Here is a 15,118-nt window from a genome sequence, read left to right as displayed (position 1 = left end):
GGTAATACTTCAGCATTATTTGAACAATAGTTACCAGTAAAAAAACGTAAAAAAAACCGCCTTTCGGCGGTTATTTTATTTATCTTCTTTTTCGGCTTTTTCTTTCTTCGGCTTTTTGCGCTTATCGGTAATTTCCCACTTACCGTCAACGTAAAGGCCAGTCCAGCCTGATGGCTTGCCGTCAACTTCAGTACGGACGTAGTTCTCTTTGCTCTTACGGCTAAAGCGAACAACAGCCTCGCGACCATCCGGATCTTCTGTCGGTGCCTCTGCTAAGTAGTAAAACTTAGGCGATAAACGATCTTTAAAGCGTACTAGTTCAGAAACCAGCGGCGCACGTGTTTCACGCGATTTAGGGAAAGTACTTGCAGCCATAAACAAGCCTGAAGCACCGTCACGTAAAACGAAATACGCATTAGAATCTTGAGTACATGGAATCTCAGGTAAATGTACAGGGTCTTCTTTAGGTGGTGCAATTTCACCATTCTTAAGAATCTTACGAGTATTTTTACAATCTTCGTTCGTACAACCCATGTACTTACCAAAACGACCCGTTTTCAGTTCCATGTCTGAACCGCACTTGTCACATTCAATCAATGGTCCTTCATAGCCTTTCAGCTTGAATTCACCTTTTTCAACAATGTAACCATCACAGCTTGGGTTATTACCACAAACATGCAATTTACGATCTTGGTCAATCAGGTATGCATCCATTGCGGTATCACATTTCGGACAACGCTTTTTAGCACGCAATGCAGCAGTTTCAACGTCTTCTTCAAGCACGTTAACAATACCGTCTTCATCACCTAAGTTAATCGTTTTTTTACAACGCTCTTTTGGCGGTAGCGCATAACCTGAACATCCGAGGAATACGCCAGTTGATGCTGTACGAATACCCATAGGACGAGAACATGTAGGACATTCAATATCAGTAACAACGATATTGTTTGGCTTCATGCCCCCTTCTTCTTCATCTAACTCGGCTTTTTCAAGCTCAGTTGTGAAGTCGCTAAAGAAGTTATCAAGAACGGCTTTCCAGTTCTTTTCGCCTTCAGCGATTTTATCTAGGTTACCTTCCATGCGAGCAGTGAAATCAAAATCCATCAGATCTGGGAAGCTTCCATCCAAACGATCTGATACGATTTCACCCATTTTCTCTGCATAGAATCGACGTTGATCGACACGCACATAACCACGATCTTGAATCGTAGAAATAATTGATGCGTATGTTGAAGGACGACCAATGCCACGCTTCTCTAATTCTTTAACCAATGCAGCTTCTGTAAAGCGCGCTGGCGGCTTAGTGAAGTGTTGTTTAGGCTCAACGCCTTCTAACTTCAGAACATCGCCAACATGAACTGTAGGCAATGTTGTATCTTCATTCTTACCAGATGGACGCTGTACTAGAGTCCAACCTGCAAAGCGCAAAATACGTCCTTTAGCTTTAAGCGTAAACTCATCAGCTTGAACCGTAATTGTGCTTGAATCGTATTTCGCTGGCACCATCTGACAAGATACAAATTGACGCCAAATTAAGTCGTACAACTTAACTGCATCCGCATCCATACCTTCAAGATTTTCAGCTTGAACTTCAACACTTGAAGGACGAATCGCTTCGTGCGCTTCCTGTGCATTTTTCTTGCTACCGTACTTTATCGCTTCTTTCGGGAGATAGTTCTCACCGTATTCGTTACCGATAAATTCACGAGCGGCTACAACAGCATCATTCGACAAGTTGGTCGAATCGGTACGCATATAGGTAATATAACCCGCTTCATATAGACGCTGAGCCAAACCCATTGTACGTTTTACACCGTAACCAAGACGGGTACTTGCCGCTTGTTGTAGTGTTGATGTGATATAAGGTGCTGAAGGCTTGCTACTCGTTGGACGATCTTCACGATCGACCACTTTATACTCTGCACTATCAAGTACAGATTTAGCCGCCATGGTTTGTGCTTCATTTACCGGACGGAAAGCTTTACCCGCCTGCTGAGAAACCATCAAACGCAGTGCATCTTTACCAACAGTCAATGTATTCGCATGAATGTCCCAGAACTCTTCTGGTGTAAACGCTTTAATTTCACGTTCACGTTCAACAATCAACTTTACCGCTACAGACTGAACACGACCAGCAGATAGACCACGGGCAACCTTCTTCCAAAGAAGAGGTGACACCATGAAACCCACTACGCGATCAAGAAAACGTCGAGCTTGCTGAGCGTTAACACCATCAATGTTCAGTTCACCAGGTTCTTCAAACGCCTGCTGAATTGCATTTTTAGTGATCTCATTAAATACCACTCGCTTATAACGTGCATCATCACCACCAATGATCTCACGAAGGTGCCATGCAATAGCTTCTCCTTCGCGGTCCAAATCGGTAGCTAGGTAAACAAAGTCAGCATCGGCAGCAAGTTTTTGCAATTCATTAACGACTTTTTCTTTGCCCGGAAGCACTTCGTAATGCGCATCCCAATCGTTATAAGGGTCAACACCCATTTTCCCGATTAGAGATTTACGGTCTTTGATTTTCTTAAGACGCGCTTTTTCTTCAACGCTCAACCCTGCGGTTGATTGTGCTGCCGCTTTTTTTCCGGCATTACGTGCACCCGTTGGCAAATCACGTACGTGACCAACGCTTGACTTTACAATGAAGTCCTTGCCCAAGTACTTATTAATAGTCTTGGCTTTGGCAGGGGACTCCACAATAACGAGAGATTTACCCATAATGACTCTATTACGTCCTCGTGCTCGCTAAATTTTAAATAAAAACAAAAAGTTGCATGCTAAAAAAAAGAAAATTGGCACGTCAACGCTATTACAATATTGGGCTACTATTCAAGAAGGTCAACTGCTTTTTGAGAAAAACGAACTGTTTGCTCGCCCCTTCTACAGTTGTTAATGATACGTTAAAAATCAAAAACCCACTTTTAATTAGTCAAAATTCTGTTTAAAACTTCACTATATAGAGAGTAGATGAAGTAATTAAAGGCGCTAATCATTACCACCTCACGACAGCCTTTGACTATTCACGACCATGATTTTTAGTCATCGCTCACAGATTTTTTCCATAATTGCTTTTTGTTTAATCACTATTCAACATTTGAATGAAAATATACCCAGCGTTATTAAGGATTTGTTTTCTCCTGACAAGATGAATAAACTAATGACGTATTTCTTCCAGAGACGTCATTCATCATGAGCGATAAAAAATCAATTCCCCAAGACAGCCTTTTACTGATCGCCAATCAACTGATTCAAGATCACGATGCCTACATTAAAGGCATGCGAGCAACATCTGTTGAAGAAAAAGCTGATGTGCTGGTATTTAAAGGTGAATATTTCCTCGATGACAATGGTCTTCCGACCACCAATACAACTGCGGTATTTAACATGTTTAAATATCTAGCGCATAAGCTGTCACCCGAGTTTACTTTGCAAGATTAAGCCGTAAATTGTTTGTTGACGCAAGGGATTATAAAAAAAATCGTTGTTAAAAAGTAAAAAACAACGTTTATTTTCACGAATTATCACCTTAAAAATCAAAAAAATAACCCGCCAATAAGCGGGTTATTATTCAATAAAAAAGTGTCCAAACAACTTACATGTCGATGGTTATCGTTTCTTTTTTATCATCTTTCGTTGGGGTAGAACGTCCTTTTGGATCCGGACCGTATTGGTTGTCTCCTTTTATACCGTCGAGCATACCAAGTTCAACAATAACAAAAGCAGGACCAATTAAAGGTACAAAGGTCAACAACGCCCACCAAGCACTTTTATTACGATCATGCAGGCGCTTAATATTCAGCGCCAATGATGCCCAAAAGACAAAAAATAAAATAACCATAGCCAATATTTTCAGCGCTTGATTATTGCCCATGTTACTTGGGCTGGTATACCAAAAGACAGGTAATGTAACCAAGAGAACAGGCAAGCTATATAACCAGTAATCACGTCGTCTTAATCGACCTTTAAAAGAAAACAGCGCCCACTTTTGATCCATCGAAAAACCTTATTAACTACAATTGTTTAACTAATACCATTCTGAATAAATAGATAGTCAGAGATATGTCTATATTGGCATAAAACCAGCTTAATAAAAGCAACCAACCATCAATATACTATCAGCTATTACATGAATGGACGTTGACCGCGACTTACCCATTTCAATAACAAGTTATCTGCCGCTTCACCCGTTGCACCCGCTAATTTTTCTGCCAGTTTCTTACGTTGAACGAAGCGAACATTTAATACTTCACGATCTTTACAAGCATGTGTAATGAAATTATCGCTTGTACCGATTTCATCAACAAGCCCTAGGTTCAGTGCTTGATTACCAAACCAGTGCTCTCCGGTTGCCACTTTTTCTAGATCCAATTCTGGACGGTGAATAGCAATAAAGTCTTTGAATAAACCATGCGTTTCTTCAATTTCAACTTGGAATTTGTCGCGTGCTTTATCGGTATTTTCGCCAAACATCGTTAATGTGCGCTTAAATTCGCCCGCAGTGATTTGTTCAAACTCAATATCATTCTTTTTCAATACTTTGCTGAAGTTTGGTAGCTGAGCAATAACGCCAATAGAACCTACAATAGCAAAAGGCGCTGAAATAATTTTATCTGCCACACATGCCATCATGTAACCGCCACTAGCGGCGACTTTATCAACAGAGATCGTCAACTTGATACCTGCAGATTTCAAGCGGTCAAGCTGTGAAGACGCTAAACCATAGCCATGTACCATACCGCCGCCCGTTTCTAGGCGAAGCAATACTTCATCTCCTTCAATTGCAACGGCAATAATGGCACTGACTTCCTCACGCAAAGAAGATACTTCACGCGCATCAATGCTACCGTGAAAATCGATGACAAATAAACGAGACTCACGAACATGAGACAAATCGCCTTCTTTAGCGGCTTTTTTAATTTCGTTCTGACGTGCTTTCTCTTTTTCTTTATCTTCTTTTTTTGTCGCTTTATCACGTGCTTTCAATAGCGGTTTATCAAATAAGTGCTCTTCTAATTGATGAACCGTATTTTTATACTGCTCAGTTAAGTCTGTGACTTCTAATTCACCCTTTTGTGAACCGTGACGCCCGTTTAAACCTTTCGCTAAAACAAGGATACCGACAAGCGCAATAACGACTGTCGCAATCTTGGCTAAGAACAGCCCATAATCAAACAAAAATTCCAATCTTAAGTCCTCGCTTTAATAAATTGATACCAATCACAGAATGATGGTCTTTTCCCATTGTAACCAAGTTGCCACCTGTACCGCTATCGCAATACAATAGAAAAGCAAAAGTAATGTTTACTCTGTATATCCAGCGACCTAAAAATACAGGATTCTGAGTGACCTTAGTGAGTAACTTGAGGATCTCTGTTATTGTTCACTTCGACTAAAAGTGATTATACCCAAGCGACTTTACGTGTGCAGATTTAGCGAGGATCCTGCATCTTGAGGTAATTTTGGTATATTAATAATGACAAACCAATAAGGAAGTTACACGTGGAATATCAAATCGCTGCGGATTCTCTACAAGATCGCGTCATTCTGGTCACTGGTGCTGGTGATGGCATTGGTCGTCAAGCAGCCATTAGTTATGCAGCACACGGTGCAACTGTTATTTTGCTTGGTCGTACCGTTGCGAAACTTGAAGCTGTTTATGATGAAATTGAAACGCTAGGCTACAAGCAACCAGCGATTATCCCTCTCGACTTACGTGGTGCAACGAAGCAGCACTATATTGATATGGTTGAAACCATTTCAGAGCAGTTCGGCCGTTTAGATGGCGTATTACACAATGCTGGTTTACTTGGCGTATTAAGCCCATTCGACCAACTTGGTGAAGATACCTTTGACGATGTGATGCATGTAAACGTTAAAGCACAGTTTTTGATGACTCAAGCTATCATGCCATTGATCAAAAAATCTGAAGATGGTCGCATGATTTTCACCACGTCAACGGTTGGCCATGAAGGTCGTGCCTTTTGGGGCGCCTACTCTATGTCAAAGTTTGCCACTGAAGGCATGATGGAAATTTTAGCCAACGAGATGTGCAATACAACAGTTCGTGTCAATGCGATTAACCCAGGCGGTACTCGTACAGGCATGCGCGCAAAAGCATTCCCAGCGGAAGATTCAGGCTTATTAAAAACACCCAAAGACATTATGCCACTGTACCTATATTTAATGGGACCAGAAAGTAAAGATGTGAATGGTCAATGCATTGATGCACAACCAAAAAGCTAAATATAAAGCGTTCTGAAAAGACGAGAAATAACAAAAAGCCGACGTATTCACGTCGGCTTTATTATGTCTGTTTACTAAGACGAGTCTTATTGGCGTGTACGTGGCTTACCCGCTAGCGGGTTACGACGTTGAGCACCATTACCTGACGGTTTACGCTTCCCTGCTGGCTCATTGCTTTCGTCTGTTTTACGACGATTGCCTTGCGCAGGCTTACCAGCAGATGGCTTGCCACGTGTCGGCTTAGCCGTTGAAGGCTTACCTGACGGCTTACGCTTCCCAGCTGGCGCGTTTTGCCCTTCAACTTCACTGTTACGTGTTGAAGAACGACGTTCATCAGGGTTACTCGTACGGCCACGACGACCGCGAGGTGTTTCAGTAACACGTTCTTCGTGACGACGTACGGCACGACGAATCTGACGAACACCACGTTTACGCTTCTGGCCTTCGACCGTCAGCATTGTGTTTTCTTCAGCTTCAAGCTCTACCACTTCACGAAGATAGTTAACTTCTTTCAGCTCTAGTTCCATCCAACCGCCACGAGGCATATCTTTCGTTAGATAAATATCACCATAACGTACACGTTTTAGACGGCTTACTGTTACGCCTTGTGAATCCCACAAACGACGAACTTCACGGTTACGGCCTTCTGTGATTACAACGTAGAAAGTATGGTTCATACCTTCACCGCCAGAATACACAACGTCTTCAAAACGTGCCATACCATCTTCTAGTTCAACACCTTGAACTAGGTTCTTAACCATATTTTCGTTAATCTCACCGAAAACGCGAACCATGTATTCACGTTCAACGCTTCGACTTGGGTGCATCAGACGGTTAGCTAATTCACCATCAGTGGTAAATAGCAATAGACCGGAGGTATTTGCATCCAATCGACCAACAGAAACCCAACGGCCACTTGATAGACGAGGTAAACGATCAAATACAGTTCGGCGACCTTCAGGATCGTGACGCGTACATAACTCACCTTCAGGTTTGTTATAAGCAAGAACACGACACACTTCATCAGAAGGTGAAACCAGATCAATCTTGTGACCATCGAGACGAACAAGAACGGATAAATCGTCTAGACGATCACCCAACTTCGCAACTACGCCGTCAATGCTCACACGACCGCTTTGAATCATTAATTCGATCTCACGACGAGACCCTTGGCCAGCACGCGCTAGCACCTTCTGTAACTTTTCACTCATTATAGACAAACCTTTGTCGCCTTCACAGGCGTCGAAATACTCATCAGAACACTTTAAGCCATCTTAAAGATAGCCGCATATTATGCCAAAGTATTCACTCATACGCTATCTCAAAAATAGTCTAGCTGACTATCAATTTACAGATATGTATTCAAACAGGAAATATTAAAAGCATTAGCTAAACGGTGTTGGATCACCCGCACCAACTCGTAACACTTCCATTTCATCATTACTAAAATCAATCACGGTAGTCGGTTGCTCACCTAAATAACCACCATTCATGATTAAATCGACCGCATGCTCTAACTTATCGCGGATATCTTCAGGATCAGATTCAGCAACATCGCTATTCGGTAAAATCAAACTGGTCGACATTAATGGCTCGCCCAACTCTTCAAGCAAAGCTAAAGCAATCGCATTATCAGGAATACGGATACCAATCGTTTTACGTTTAGGGTTCATTAAACGACGTGGCACTTCTTTCGTACCTTTAAAAATAAACGTGTACGCGCCTGGTGTATTGCTTCGTAACAACCGGAATGCCGCATTATCAACACGTGCGTAGTTGGCAATTTCAGACAAGTCACGGCACAACAATGTAAAATTGTGCTTATCGTTTAATCGACGGATCTGGCAAATACGTTCAAGCGCTTGCTTATTTTCAAGTTGGCAACCCAATGCATACCCTGAGTCGGTTGGATACACGACAACGCCACCATTACGAATAATCGCAACCGCCTGCGTCATTAAACGGGCTTGCGGGGTTTCAGGGTGAACATAAAAAAATTGGCTCATTTATCCTCCGGTGGCGATGTCGGATCTGCCGATACCGCCTCATCAACTCGCTTCTTCTCAACATCCCAATCAAGCCAAACTTCTGTTACACCTTTCGGTAACCACAAATTACGACCTAATTCCGTCCAAGGAGACGGGTAATGGAAATCAGAGCCTTGAGAAGCAAGTAAATTATAAGTGATCGCATAATCCCCTAAGGTGCGACGTTCTTGTTGTCCTTGCTGTGGCTGAGCAACTTCCATTGCATCACCTTCCGCTTCAACAAAAGTAGCTAAAAGTCGCTTTAACCATTTTGCCGTCATTTTGTAGCGACCGGGATGCGCAAGGACAGCTTGACCACCAGCAGCATGAATAACAGCGACTGCATCAGCAATCGAGCACCAAGCTGGCGGCACGTAACCCGGATTTCCCCGAGTTAAGAATTTCTTAAATACTGCCTGCATGTTTTTTGCGTAACCTTGCTCAACAATCCAACGCGCAAAATGAGCCCGTGTAATTGTTGCACCATTGGCTAATGCCATTGCACCTTCATAAGCGCCAGGCATATTATTTCTCGCCAATCGCTCAGCCATCTCTAGCGCCCTTGCGGTACGACGATCGGCTTGCTCTTGAATAAGTGCGGTTAATGCTGGATGCTCAGAATCAATATTCAACCCCACGATATGAATATCAAAGTTACTCCAAAGCGTAGATATTTCAATGCCTTTGATCAGAGTTATAGGTAACTCTTGTTCATCAATGATGCGTTGAGCAGGCAATAGCGCTTCCACCGTATCGTGATCAGTTATCGCAAGCGCATCAACTCTACGTTCAACAGCTCGTTTCAACAATTCTTCTGGCGATAAGCACCCATCAGATGCTGTGGTGTGGCTGTGTAAATCAAATAACATAATTTTATTTCTGACTTATCTCTTGACTTTACATCAATGAACTAGTTTACTAGTACGCAATTACCCGTAGTAAGACTCTACAGAACAGGACTTTTACATGTTACAGCAAATTAACCGACAGCTTCGCGCTTTCTTCATCTCATGGTGGTGGCACTTCTCTATACGGGTTGTGTGATTTGCTGTTCCTAACGGACAGAATAGACATAAGCCCGCCAGATGCGGGCTTTTTTATACCAAAATTTCAAATAATTTATCAGTGTGATGCCTGCGTTACTCAAGAGTAAATGCATCAAACTCAAAAGGGTCAAGACATGATTATCGTACTAAAGCCTAAAGCAACAGAAGCACAAGCTAAAGAAATCCTAAACCGCATTGAAGCATCAGGCCTAAAGCCTTTATATATGCCAGGTGTTGAACGTATCGTATTAGGCGCATTAGGCGATGAGCGTGTTTTACAACAATTAAATCTAGATGCTTACCCATGTGTTGAAACAGTAAAGCCTATTTTAACCAAATACAAAATGGTTAGCCGTGAAGTACAAGCGCACGATAGCGTTGTTCGCTTTGGTAATGCCTCTGTCGGTGGCAACAAATTCGCGGTTATCGCTGGCCCTTGTTCGGTTGAATCTGAAGCGCAGTTAATGGCTGTTGCTGAAGTGGTTAAAAAGCACGGTGCCGTAGCTTTACGTGGCGGCGCATATAAGCCACGCACCAGCCCATATGATTTCCAAGGCATGGGTATTGAAGGCTTGAAATTATTACAAAAAGCCAAGAAAGAACTCAACATTCCAACTGTTTCTGAAGTCATGGAAGTGAGCCAAGTTGAATCACTGTGTGAATATGTAGACTGCCTACAGATTGGCGCGCGGAATATGCAAAACTACGCATTATTAAAAGCCGTGGGCGAAAGTAAAAAACCGGTCTTGCTCAAACGCGGACTTTCAGCCACTATCGAGGAGTTGTTGCTGGCTGCGGAATACATTTACGATGCAGGTAATCCAAATATTATCTTGTGTGAACGTGGTATTCGTACTTTTGAAACAGCGACACGTAATACATTAGACTTAAATGCAGTGGCTTATTTGAAGCAACGCACTCACCTACCAGTAGTCGTTGATCCTAGCCATGGAACTGGTGTACGTGAATTGGTTATTCCACTTTCCCGTGCAGCTGCTGCAGTTGGCGCTGATGGCATCATCGTAGAATCACACCTTAATCCGTGTGAAGCATTATCTGATGGGCACCAAGCGCTTACCGGTCCAATGTTCGAACAGTTAATGCAAGAACTAAAACCGTTTGTAGAAGCGGCAGGGAGAACGCTGTGAATACTACCCCATTAGGTGCTGGTGAATTAGAAGTCCTTAGCCTTGATGTACCTTATGTTGCAGATCCAACGGAATTATATTACTCCGTATGTGGTAATCGCCCACATAACCTATTGTTAGAGTCGGCAGAAGTCGACTCTAAGCAAGATCTTCAAAGTTTAATGTTAGTTGATGCCGCAGTACGCATTGTATGCCGTGGTAAAGAAGTACGTCTTGAAGCATTAACCGATAATGGCTTATGTGTACTTCAAACTATCGAAAACGTTGTTACTAACGATATTACCGTCGAGCGAGAAGCGCAGTGTTTAGTCTTACACTTCCCAGCAGCTGAACGCACACTCGATGAAGACAGCCGTTTACGTCAAACGTCGTCTTTTGATGCACTACGCATGATTCAACATGCCTTCGACACATCGGCTCATCCGCGTGAAGCATTATTTTTAGGAGGTTTGTTCGCTTACGACTTAGTCGCAGGCTTTGAGCCTCTACCTAATGTAACACAAGACAATAACTGCCCTGATTACCTTTTCTATATTGCTGAAACCTTACTGGTTATCGATCACCAGCGCCGTAAAGGTAAACTTCAAGCCACCTTGTTTGGTGGTGAACAATATACCGCTAGCTACTTTGAACTAAGCCGCCGTTTACAGCATATTAAAGAAGCCTGCCTAGCGCCTAAACCTGTGCCAGCAGCAGAGCTTCTTGAACGTTGTAAGCCAGAAGCCAGTATTAGTGATGAAGACTTCTGCCAAACGGTGAAAGATTTGAAGCAATACGTCATTGCTGGTGATGTATTCCAAGTGGTGCCTTCTCGTCAATTCACATTACCTTGCCCTTCACCGCTTGTTGCTTATAAAGAACTTAAAATCGGTAATCCAAGCCCGTACATGTTCTTCTTACAAGATTCAGAATTCACCTTATTTGGTGCTTCGCCAGAAAGTGCACTGAAATACTGTACAGAAAGCAACCAAGTCGAAATCTACCCTATCGCAGGCACACGCCATCGCGGAAAGAATGTAGATGGGTCAATTAATCTGGATTTAGATGCACGTATTGAGCTTGAGTTACGCAGTGACTTAAAAGAAAACGCGGAACACATGATGCTGGTTGATTTAGCGCGTAACGATGTTGCACGTATCAGTGAACCAGGTAGCCGTTATGTGGCCGACCTACTAAAAGTAGACCGCTATAGTCACGTGATGCATTTAGTGTCTCGTGTTGTTGGGCAACTACGCAGTGATCTTGATGCATTACATGCTTACCAAGCATGTATGAATATGGGTACTTTAACAGGTGCACCAAAAATTCGTGCCATGCAGCTGATTCGTGATGTAGAACAACGTCGTCGTGGTAGTTATGGTGGTGCAGTGGGTTACTTAACGGGTCATGGCGATATGGACACCTGTATTGTGATTCGTTCAGCTTATGTCGAAAACGGGATCGCAAGTGTTCAAGCTGGTGCTGGTGTCGTATACGACTCAATACCCCAAGCTGAAGCAGATGAAACACGAGGTAAAGCACAGGCTGTTATTACCGCGATTCGCAAAGCGCACAGCTTAAACGAAACTAAAAAACTAAGCCGTAAATGAGGAGCTAAAACAATGGCACAAGCACATATCGTTCTATTGGATAACTTTGACTCTTTTACCTACAACTTGGTTGATCAGTTCCGTTCATTAGGCCATCCGGTAACCATTTACCGCAACAGCCTTAGCGTTGAACAAATGGAACAGGCACTAGCAAATAAAGAAAACCCAGTGCTAGTGCTGTCACCAGGGCCTGGTGCACCAGCTGACGCTGGTTGTATGCCAGCCCTAATCAAACGCATTAAAGGGGAAGTACCTATTATAGGTATCTGCCTTGGTCATCAAGCCATTGTTGAAGCTTACGGCGGTAAAGTAGAAGGCGCGGGGGAAATCGTTCACGGGAAATCGGCTATGATGAATCACACCCAACATAAGGTATTTGGTGATTTGCCCAATCCACTATCGATTGCGCGCTATCACTCTTTAGTCGCTACCGAAGTACCAGAAACGCTGGATATTGTTGCCGATGTTGATGGCCTCGTTATGGCTGTTACCAATGATGCTGATCGCGTTTGCGGGTTTCAATTCCACCCTGAGTCGATTCTAACGACCCAAGGCGCACAACTGCTAACGAATACTTTGAGCTGGGTAATGTCGAAAGTAGAAAGCGACATAGAAACAACAAAAACAACTCAGACAAACGATAAAGATTAAGGATGATGGTTATGGACGCTAAAATTTTCGAAATTGCAGACAAACTTTATGCCCAGCAGGCGCTAACGCAAGATGAAAGCCACGTACTGTTTGATGCCATCATCAAAGGTGATGTAGACCCAATTTTACTTTCTGCAGTTCTGACTGCACTTAAAATCAAAGGTGAAACCCCCGCTGAAATCGCAGGGGCAGCGAGTGCTTTACTTGCGAATGCCAATACATTTCCTAGCCCTGAATACGATTTTGCCGACATCGTAGGTACTGGTGGCGACGGGGCTAACACCATCAATATCTCCACTACAGCTGCATTTGTTGCCGCAGCCTGTGGTGTCAAAATTGCAAAACACGGTAACCGTGGCGTATCAAGCAAATCTGGCTCATCTGATTTACTGGATAAATTTGGCATCAATCTCGCGATGACACCAGAAAATGCCCGTGGTGCACTCGACGAACTTGGCGTCTGTTTCTTATTTGCGCCTGAGTATCACAGCGGTGTTCGCCACGCGATGCCTGTACGCCAAACCTTAAAAACACGTACGATCTTTAATGTATTAGGTCCTCTCATTAACCCTGCACGACCTAAAATTGAATTGATGGGTGTGTACGATCAATCATTGGTTCGCCCTATTGCTGAAACAATGGTCGCAATGGGCATGAAGCGCGCCGCAGTCGTTCATGGTTCAGGTCTTGATGAAGTGGCTATTCATGGCGAAACACTTGTCGCTGAAATCATTAATGGTGAAATTAAAGAATACACCTTAACACCGGCTGATTTTGGGCTTGAAACATACCCATTAGAAGCGATTAAAGGTGGTGAGCCAGAAGAAAACCGCGCAATCATCACTGATATTCTGACCGGAAAAGGCACTGATGCTCAGCAAGGTGCTGTCGCAGTCAATGTAGCTTTGTTATTACGTCTATTTGGTCAGGAAGATTTAAAAGCGAATACACAGCAAGCGATTGCAGCCATGCAATCAGGTAAAGCGTATGAGCTAGTTAGTAAATTAGCGGCACGAGGTTAATCATGGAAACAGTACTAGCAAGAATCGTTGCAGATAAACGTATTTGGGTTGAAGCCCGTAAGCAAAGCCAGCCTCTTGAAAGCTTTGTTAATACGATAACACCCAGTGATCGTAGCTTTTACGATGCACTGACCAGCGATACTGCCGCTTTCATTTTAGAATGTAAAAAGGCATCGCCGTCTAAAGGTCAAATTCGTGAGGACTTTGACCTTGATTACATTGCCAGTGTTTACAATAACCATGCCAATGCTATTTCCGTATTAACAGACGAGAAGTATTTTCAAGGTAACTTTGATTTTCTGCCGCAAGTACGTAATCAAGTTCGCCAACCTGTTCTCTGTAAAGATTTCATGATCGATGCTTATCAGGTTTACCTTGCGCGCCACTATCAAGCTGATGCCATTCTCTTGATGCTATCTGTGCTGAATGACGAAGAATACCGCGAGCTATCAACGCTTGCGCACTCTTTAAACTTGGGCGTGTTAACTGAAGTCAGCAACGAAGAAGAGCTTGAGCGTGCAATCGCATTACAAGCCAAAGTCGTTGGGATCAATAACCGAAACTTGCGCGATTTAAGCATTGATTTGAATCGTACAAAAGAACTCGCACCGCGTTTGCCTGAAGGTACGATTGTAATCTCTGAATCAGGCATTAGTACCAACCAACAAATCCGTGATTTATCAGCATATGCGAATGGCTTCTTAATCGGAAGTTCGCTAATGTCTGAAGACAATCTAGAACTGGCTGTACGACGAGTACTGCTTGGCGAGAATAAAGTATGTGGTTTAACCCATGCCGACGATGCATCTGCTGCCTATCAAAGCGGTGCTGTGTACGGTGGTTTGATTTTTGTTTCCTCGTCTCCTCGTCATGTCGATATCGAACAAGCCCGTATGGTAATGAGTGGCGCACCACTTAAGTATGTCGGTGTTTTCCGTAATGCTGATCCACAAGCAATCAAAAAAGCAGCTGAATCATTGGCTCTATCTGCCGTGCAATTACACGGTGATGAAACTCCAGAATATGTCACGAATTTAAAAGCACAGCTTCCCGTAGATTGTGAAATCTGGAAGGCACACGGGGTAGAAGCGGTATTACCCGACTTTTCCCGTTGGCAAGCCGATAAGCACTTACTCGATAGTAAAGTGGGTCAACAAAGTGGCGGCACAGGCAAAACATTTGATTGGTCGCTACTGAGTGAAACAGCGAAAGACAATATTCTATTAGCTGGCGGGCTTACCCCAAGCAATGTCAGCGAAGCAGTCAAGCTTGGTTGCCGCGGATTAGATTTAAACTCTGGTGTAGAAAGCGCACCGGGTAAAAAAGATCAAACGAAATTGAATGCGGCATTTGCAGCAATCAGAAAGTATTAAGGATTAG

13 protein-coding genes and 1 other annotated feature are annotated in these 15,118 nt (G+C 43.2%); of the genes, 7 read left to right on the top strand and 6 right to left on the bottom strand.

Features of this window, described 5'->3' with window-relative positions; translation table 11 throughout:
* Window positions 1-75: 75 nt before the first annotated feature.
* Window positions 76-2,730: a type I DNA topoisomerase gene (gene topA / locus C9J48_RS14385; RefSeq protein WP_006233149.1), complete on the bottom strand. Its 2,655-nt coding sequence runs from the start codon at window positions 2,728-2,730 to the stop codon at window positions 76-78.
* A 471-nt stretch (window positions 2,731-3,201) separates the two neighbouring features.
* Between topA and C9J48_RS14380 the strand changes: the two genes are divergently transcribed.
* Window positions 3,202-3,450: a YciN family protein gene (locus C9J48_RS14380; RefSeq protein ID WP_006233148.1), complete on the top strand. Its 249-nt coding sequence runs from the start codon at window positions 3,202-3,204 to the stop codon at window positions 3,448-3,450.
* Between the two features lie 154 nt (window positions 3,451-3,604).
* On the opposite strand, the gene C9J48_RS14375 is transcribed toward C9J48_RS14380, so the two are convergent.
* Together C9J48_RS14375 and sohB are read right to left on the bottom strand one after the other, a co-directional pair.
* Window positions 3,605-4,006: a DUF805 domain-containing protein gene (locus C9J48_RS14375; protein WP_006233147.1), complete on the bottom strand. Its 402-nt coding sequence runs from the start codon at window positions 4,004-4,006 to the stop codon at window positions 3,605-3,607.
* Between the two features lie 128 nt (window positions 4,007-4,134).
* Entirely contained in the window at window positions 4,135-5,196 is a 1,062-nt protein-coding gene (sohB, locus tag C9J48_RS14370) for a protease SohB (RefSeq protein WP_006233146.1), read from the bottom strand.
* A gap of 315 nt (window positions 5,197-5,511) precedes the next feature.
* Between sohB and C9J48_RS14365 the strand changes: the two genes are divergently transcribed.
* Window positions 5,512-6,255, top strand: a complete 744-nt coding sequence (locus C9J48_RS14365) for a YciK family oxidoreductase (protein WP_006233145.1) — start codon at window positions 5,512-5,514, stop codon at window positions 6,253-6,255.
* Between the two features lie 86 nt (window positions 6,256-6,341).
* On the opposite strand, the gene rluB is transcribed toward C9J48_RS14365, so the two are convergent.
* From rluB to rnm, 3 genes are all read right to left on the bottom strand, one after another.
* Entirely contained in the window at window positions 6,342-7,466 is a 1,125-nt protein-coding gene (gene rluB / locus C9J48_RS14360; protein WP_006233144.1) for a 23S rRNA pseudouridine(2605) synthase RluB, read from the bottom strand.
* Between the two features lie 174 nt (window positions 7,467-7,640).
* Complete coding sequence (locus C9J48_RS14355; protein ID WP_006233143.1) at window positions 7,641-8,261, bottom strand: L-threonylcarbamoyladenylate synthase; 621 nt, start codon at window positions 8,259-8,261, stop codon at window positions 7,641-7,643.
* Entirely contained in the window at window positions 8,258-9,151 is an 894-nt protein-coding gene (rnm, locus tag C9J48_RS14350) for an RNase RNM (RefSeq protein ID WP_006233142.1), read from the bottom strand. The genes C9J48_RS14355 and rnm overlap by 4 nt, the downstream gene beginning before the upstream one ends.
* Before the next feature lie 136 nt (window positions 9,152-9,287).
* Window positions 9,288-9,383 (top strand) — a sequence feature (Trp leader region).
* A gap of 79 nt (window positions 9,384-9,462) precedes the next feature.
* On the opposite strand from rnm, the gene aroF reads away from it, so the two are divergent.
* From aroF to trpCF, 5 genes are read left to right on the top strand one after another with little or no spacing between them, the layout of a single operon-like run.
* The gene (gene aroF, locus C9J48_RS14345) at window positions 9,463-10,476 is read left to right on the top strand and encodes a 3-deoxy-7-phosphoheptulonate synthase (protein ID WP_006233141.1); all 1,014 of its coding nucleotides are present in this window, start codon (window positions 9,463-9,465) and stop codon (window positions 10,474-10,476) included.
* A complete protein-coding gene (locus C9J48_RS14340) occupies window positions 10,473-12,065 on the top strand; it encodes an anthranilate synthase component 1 (RefSeq protein ID WP_006233140.1) in 1,593 nt (530 codons plus the stop codon). Before aroF ends, C9J48_RS14340 begins: the two co-directional genes overlap by 4 nt.
* Window positions 12,066-12,077: 12 nt before the next feature.
* Window positions 12,078-12,716 (top strand): aminodeoxychorismate/anthranilate synthase component II, encoded by a 639-nt coding sequence (locus C9J48_RS14335; RefSeq protein WP_006233139.1) that lies wholly within the window; start codon window positions 12,078-12,080, stop codon window positions 12,714-12,716.
* A gap of 11 nt (window positions 12,717-12,727) precedes the next feature.
* Window positions 12,728-13,738 carry an anthranilate phosphoribosyltransferase gene (gene trpD / locus C9J48_RS14330; RefSeq protein WP_006233138.1) on the top strand — a complete coding sequence of 337 codons (1,011 nt, stop codon included), beginning with the start codon at window positions 12,728-12,730 and terminating at the stop codon, window positions 13,736-13,738.
* A gap of 2 nt (window positions 13,739-13,740) precedes the next feature.
* Window positions 13,741-15,111, top strand: coding sequence for a bifunctional indole-3-glycerol-phosphate synthase TrpC/phosphoribosylanthranilate isomerase TrpF (gene trpCF, locus C9J48_RS14325; protein WP_006233137.1), 1,371 nt, complete (start codon window positions 13,741-13,743; stop codon window positions 15,109-15,111).
* Window positions 15,112-15,118 lie beyond the last annotated feature (7 nt).

The sequence above is a fragment of the Photobacterium profundum genome (genome assembly GCF_003026285.1).
Lineage (GTDB): Bacteria > Pseudomonadota > Gammaproteobacteria > Enterobacterales > Vibrionaceae > Photobacterium > Photobacterium profundum.
This window is presented reverse-complemented; position numbering and strand designations above follow the sequence as displayed.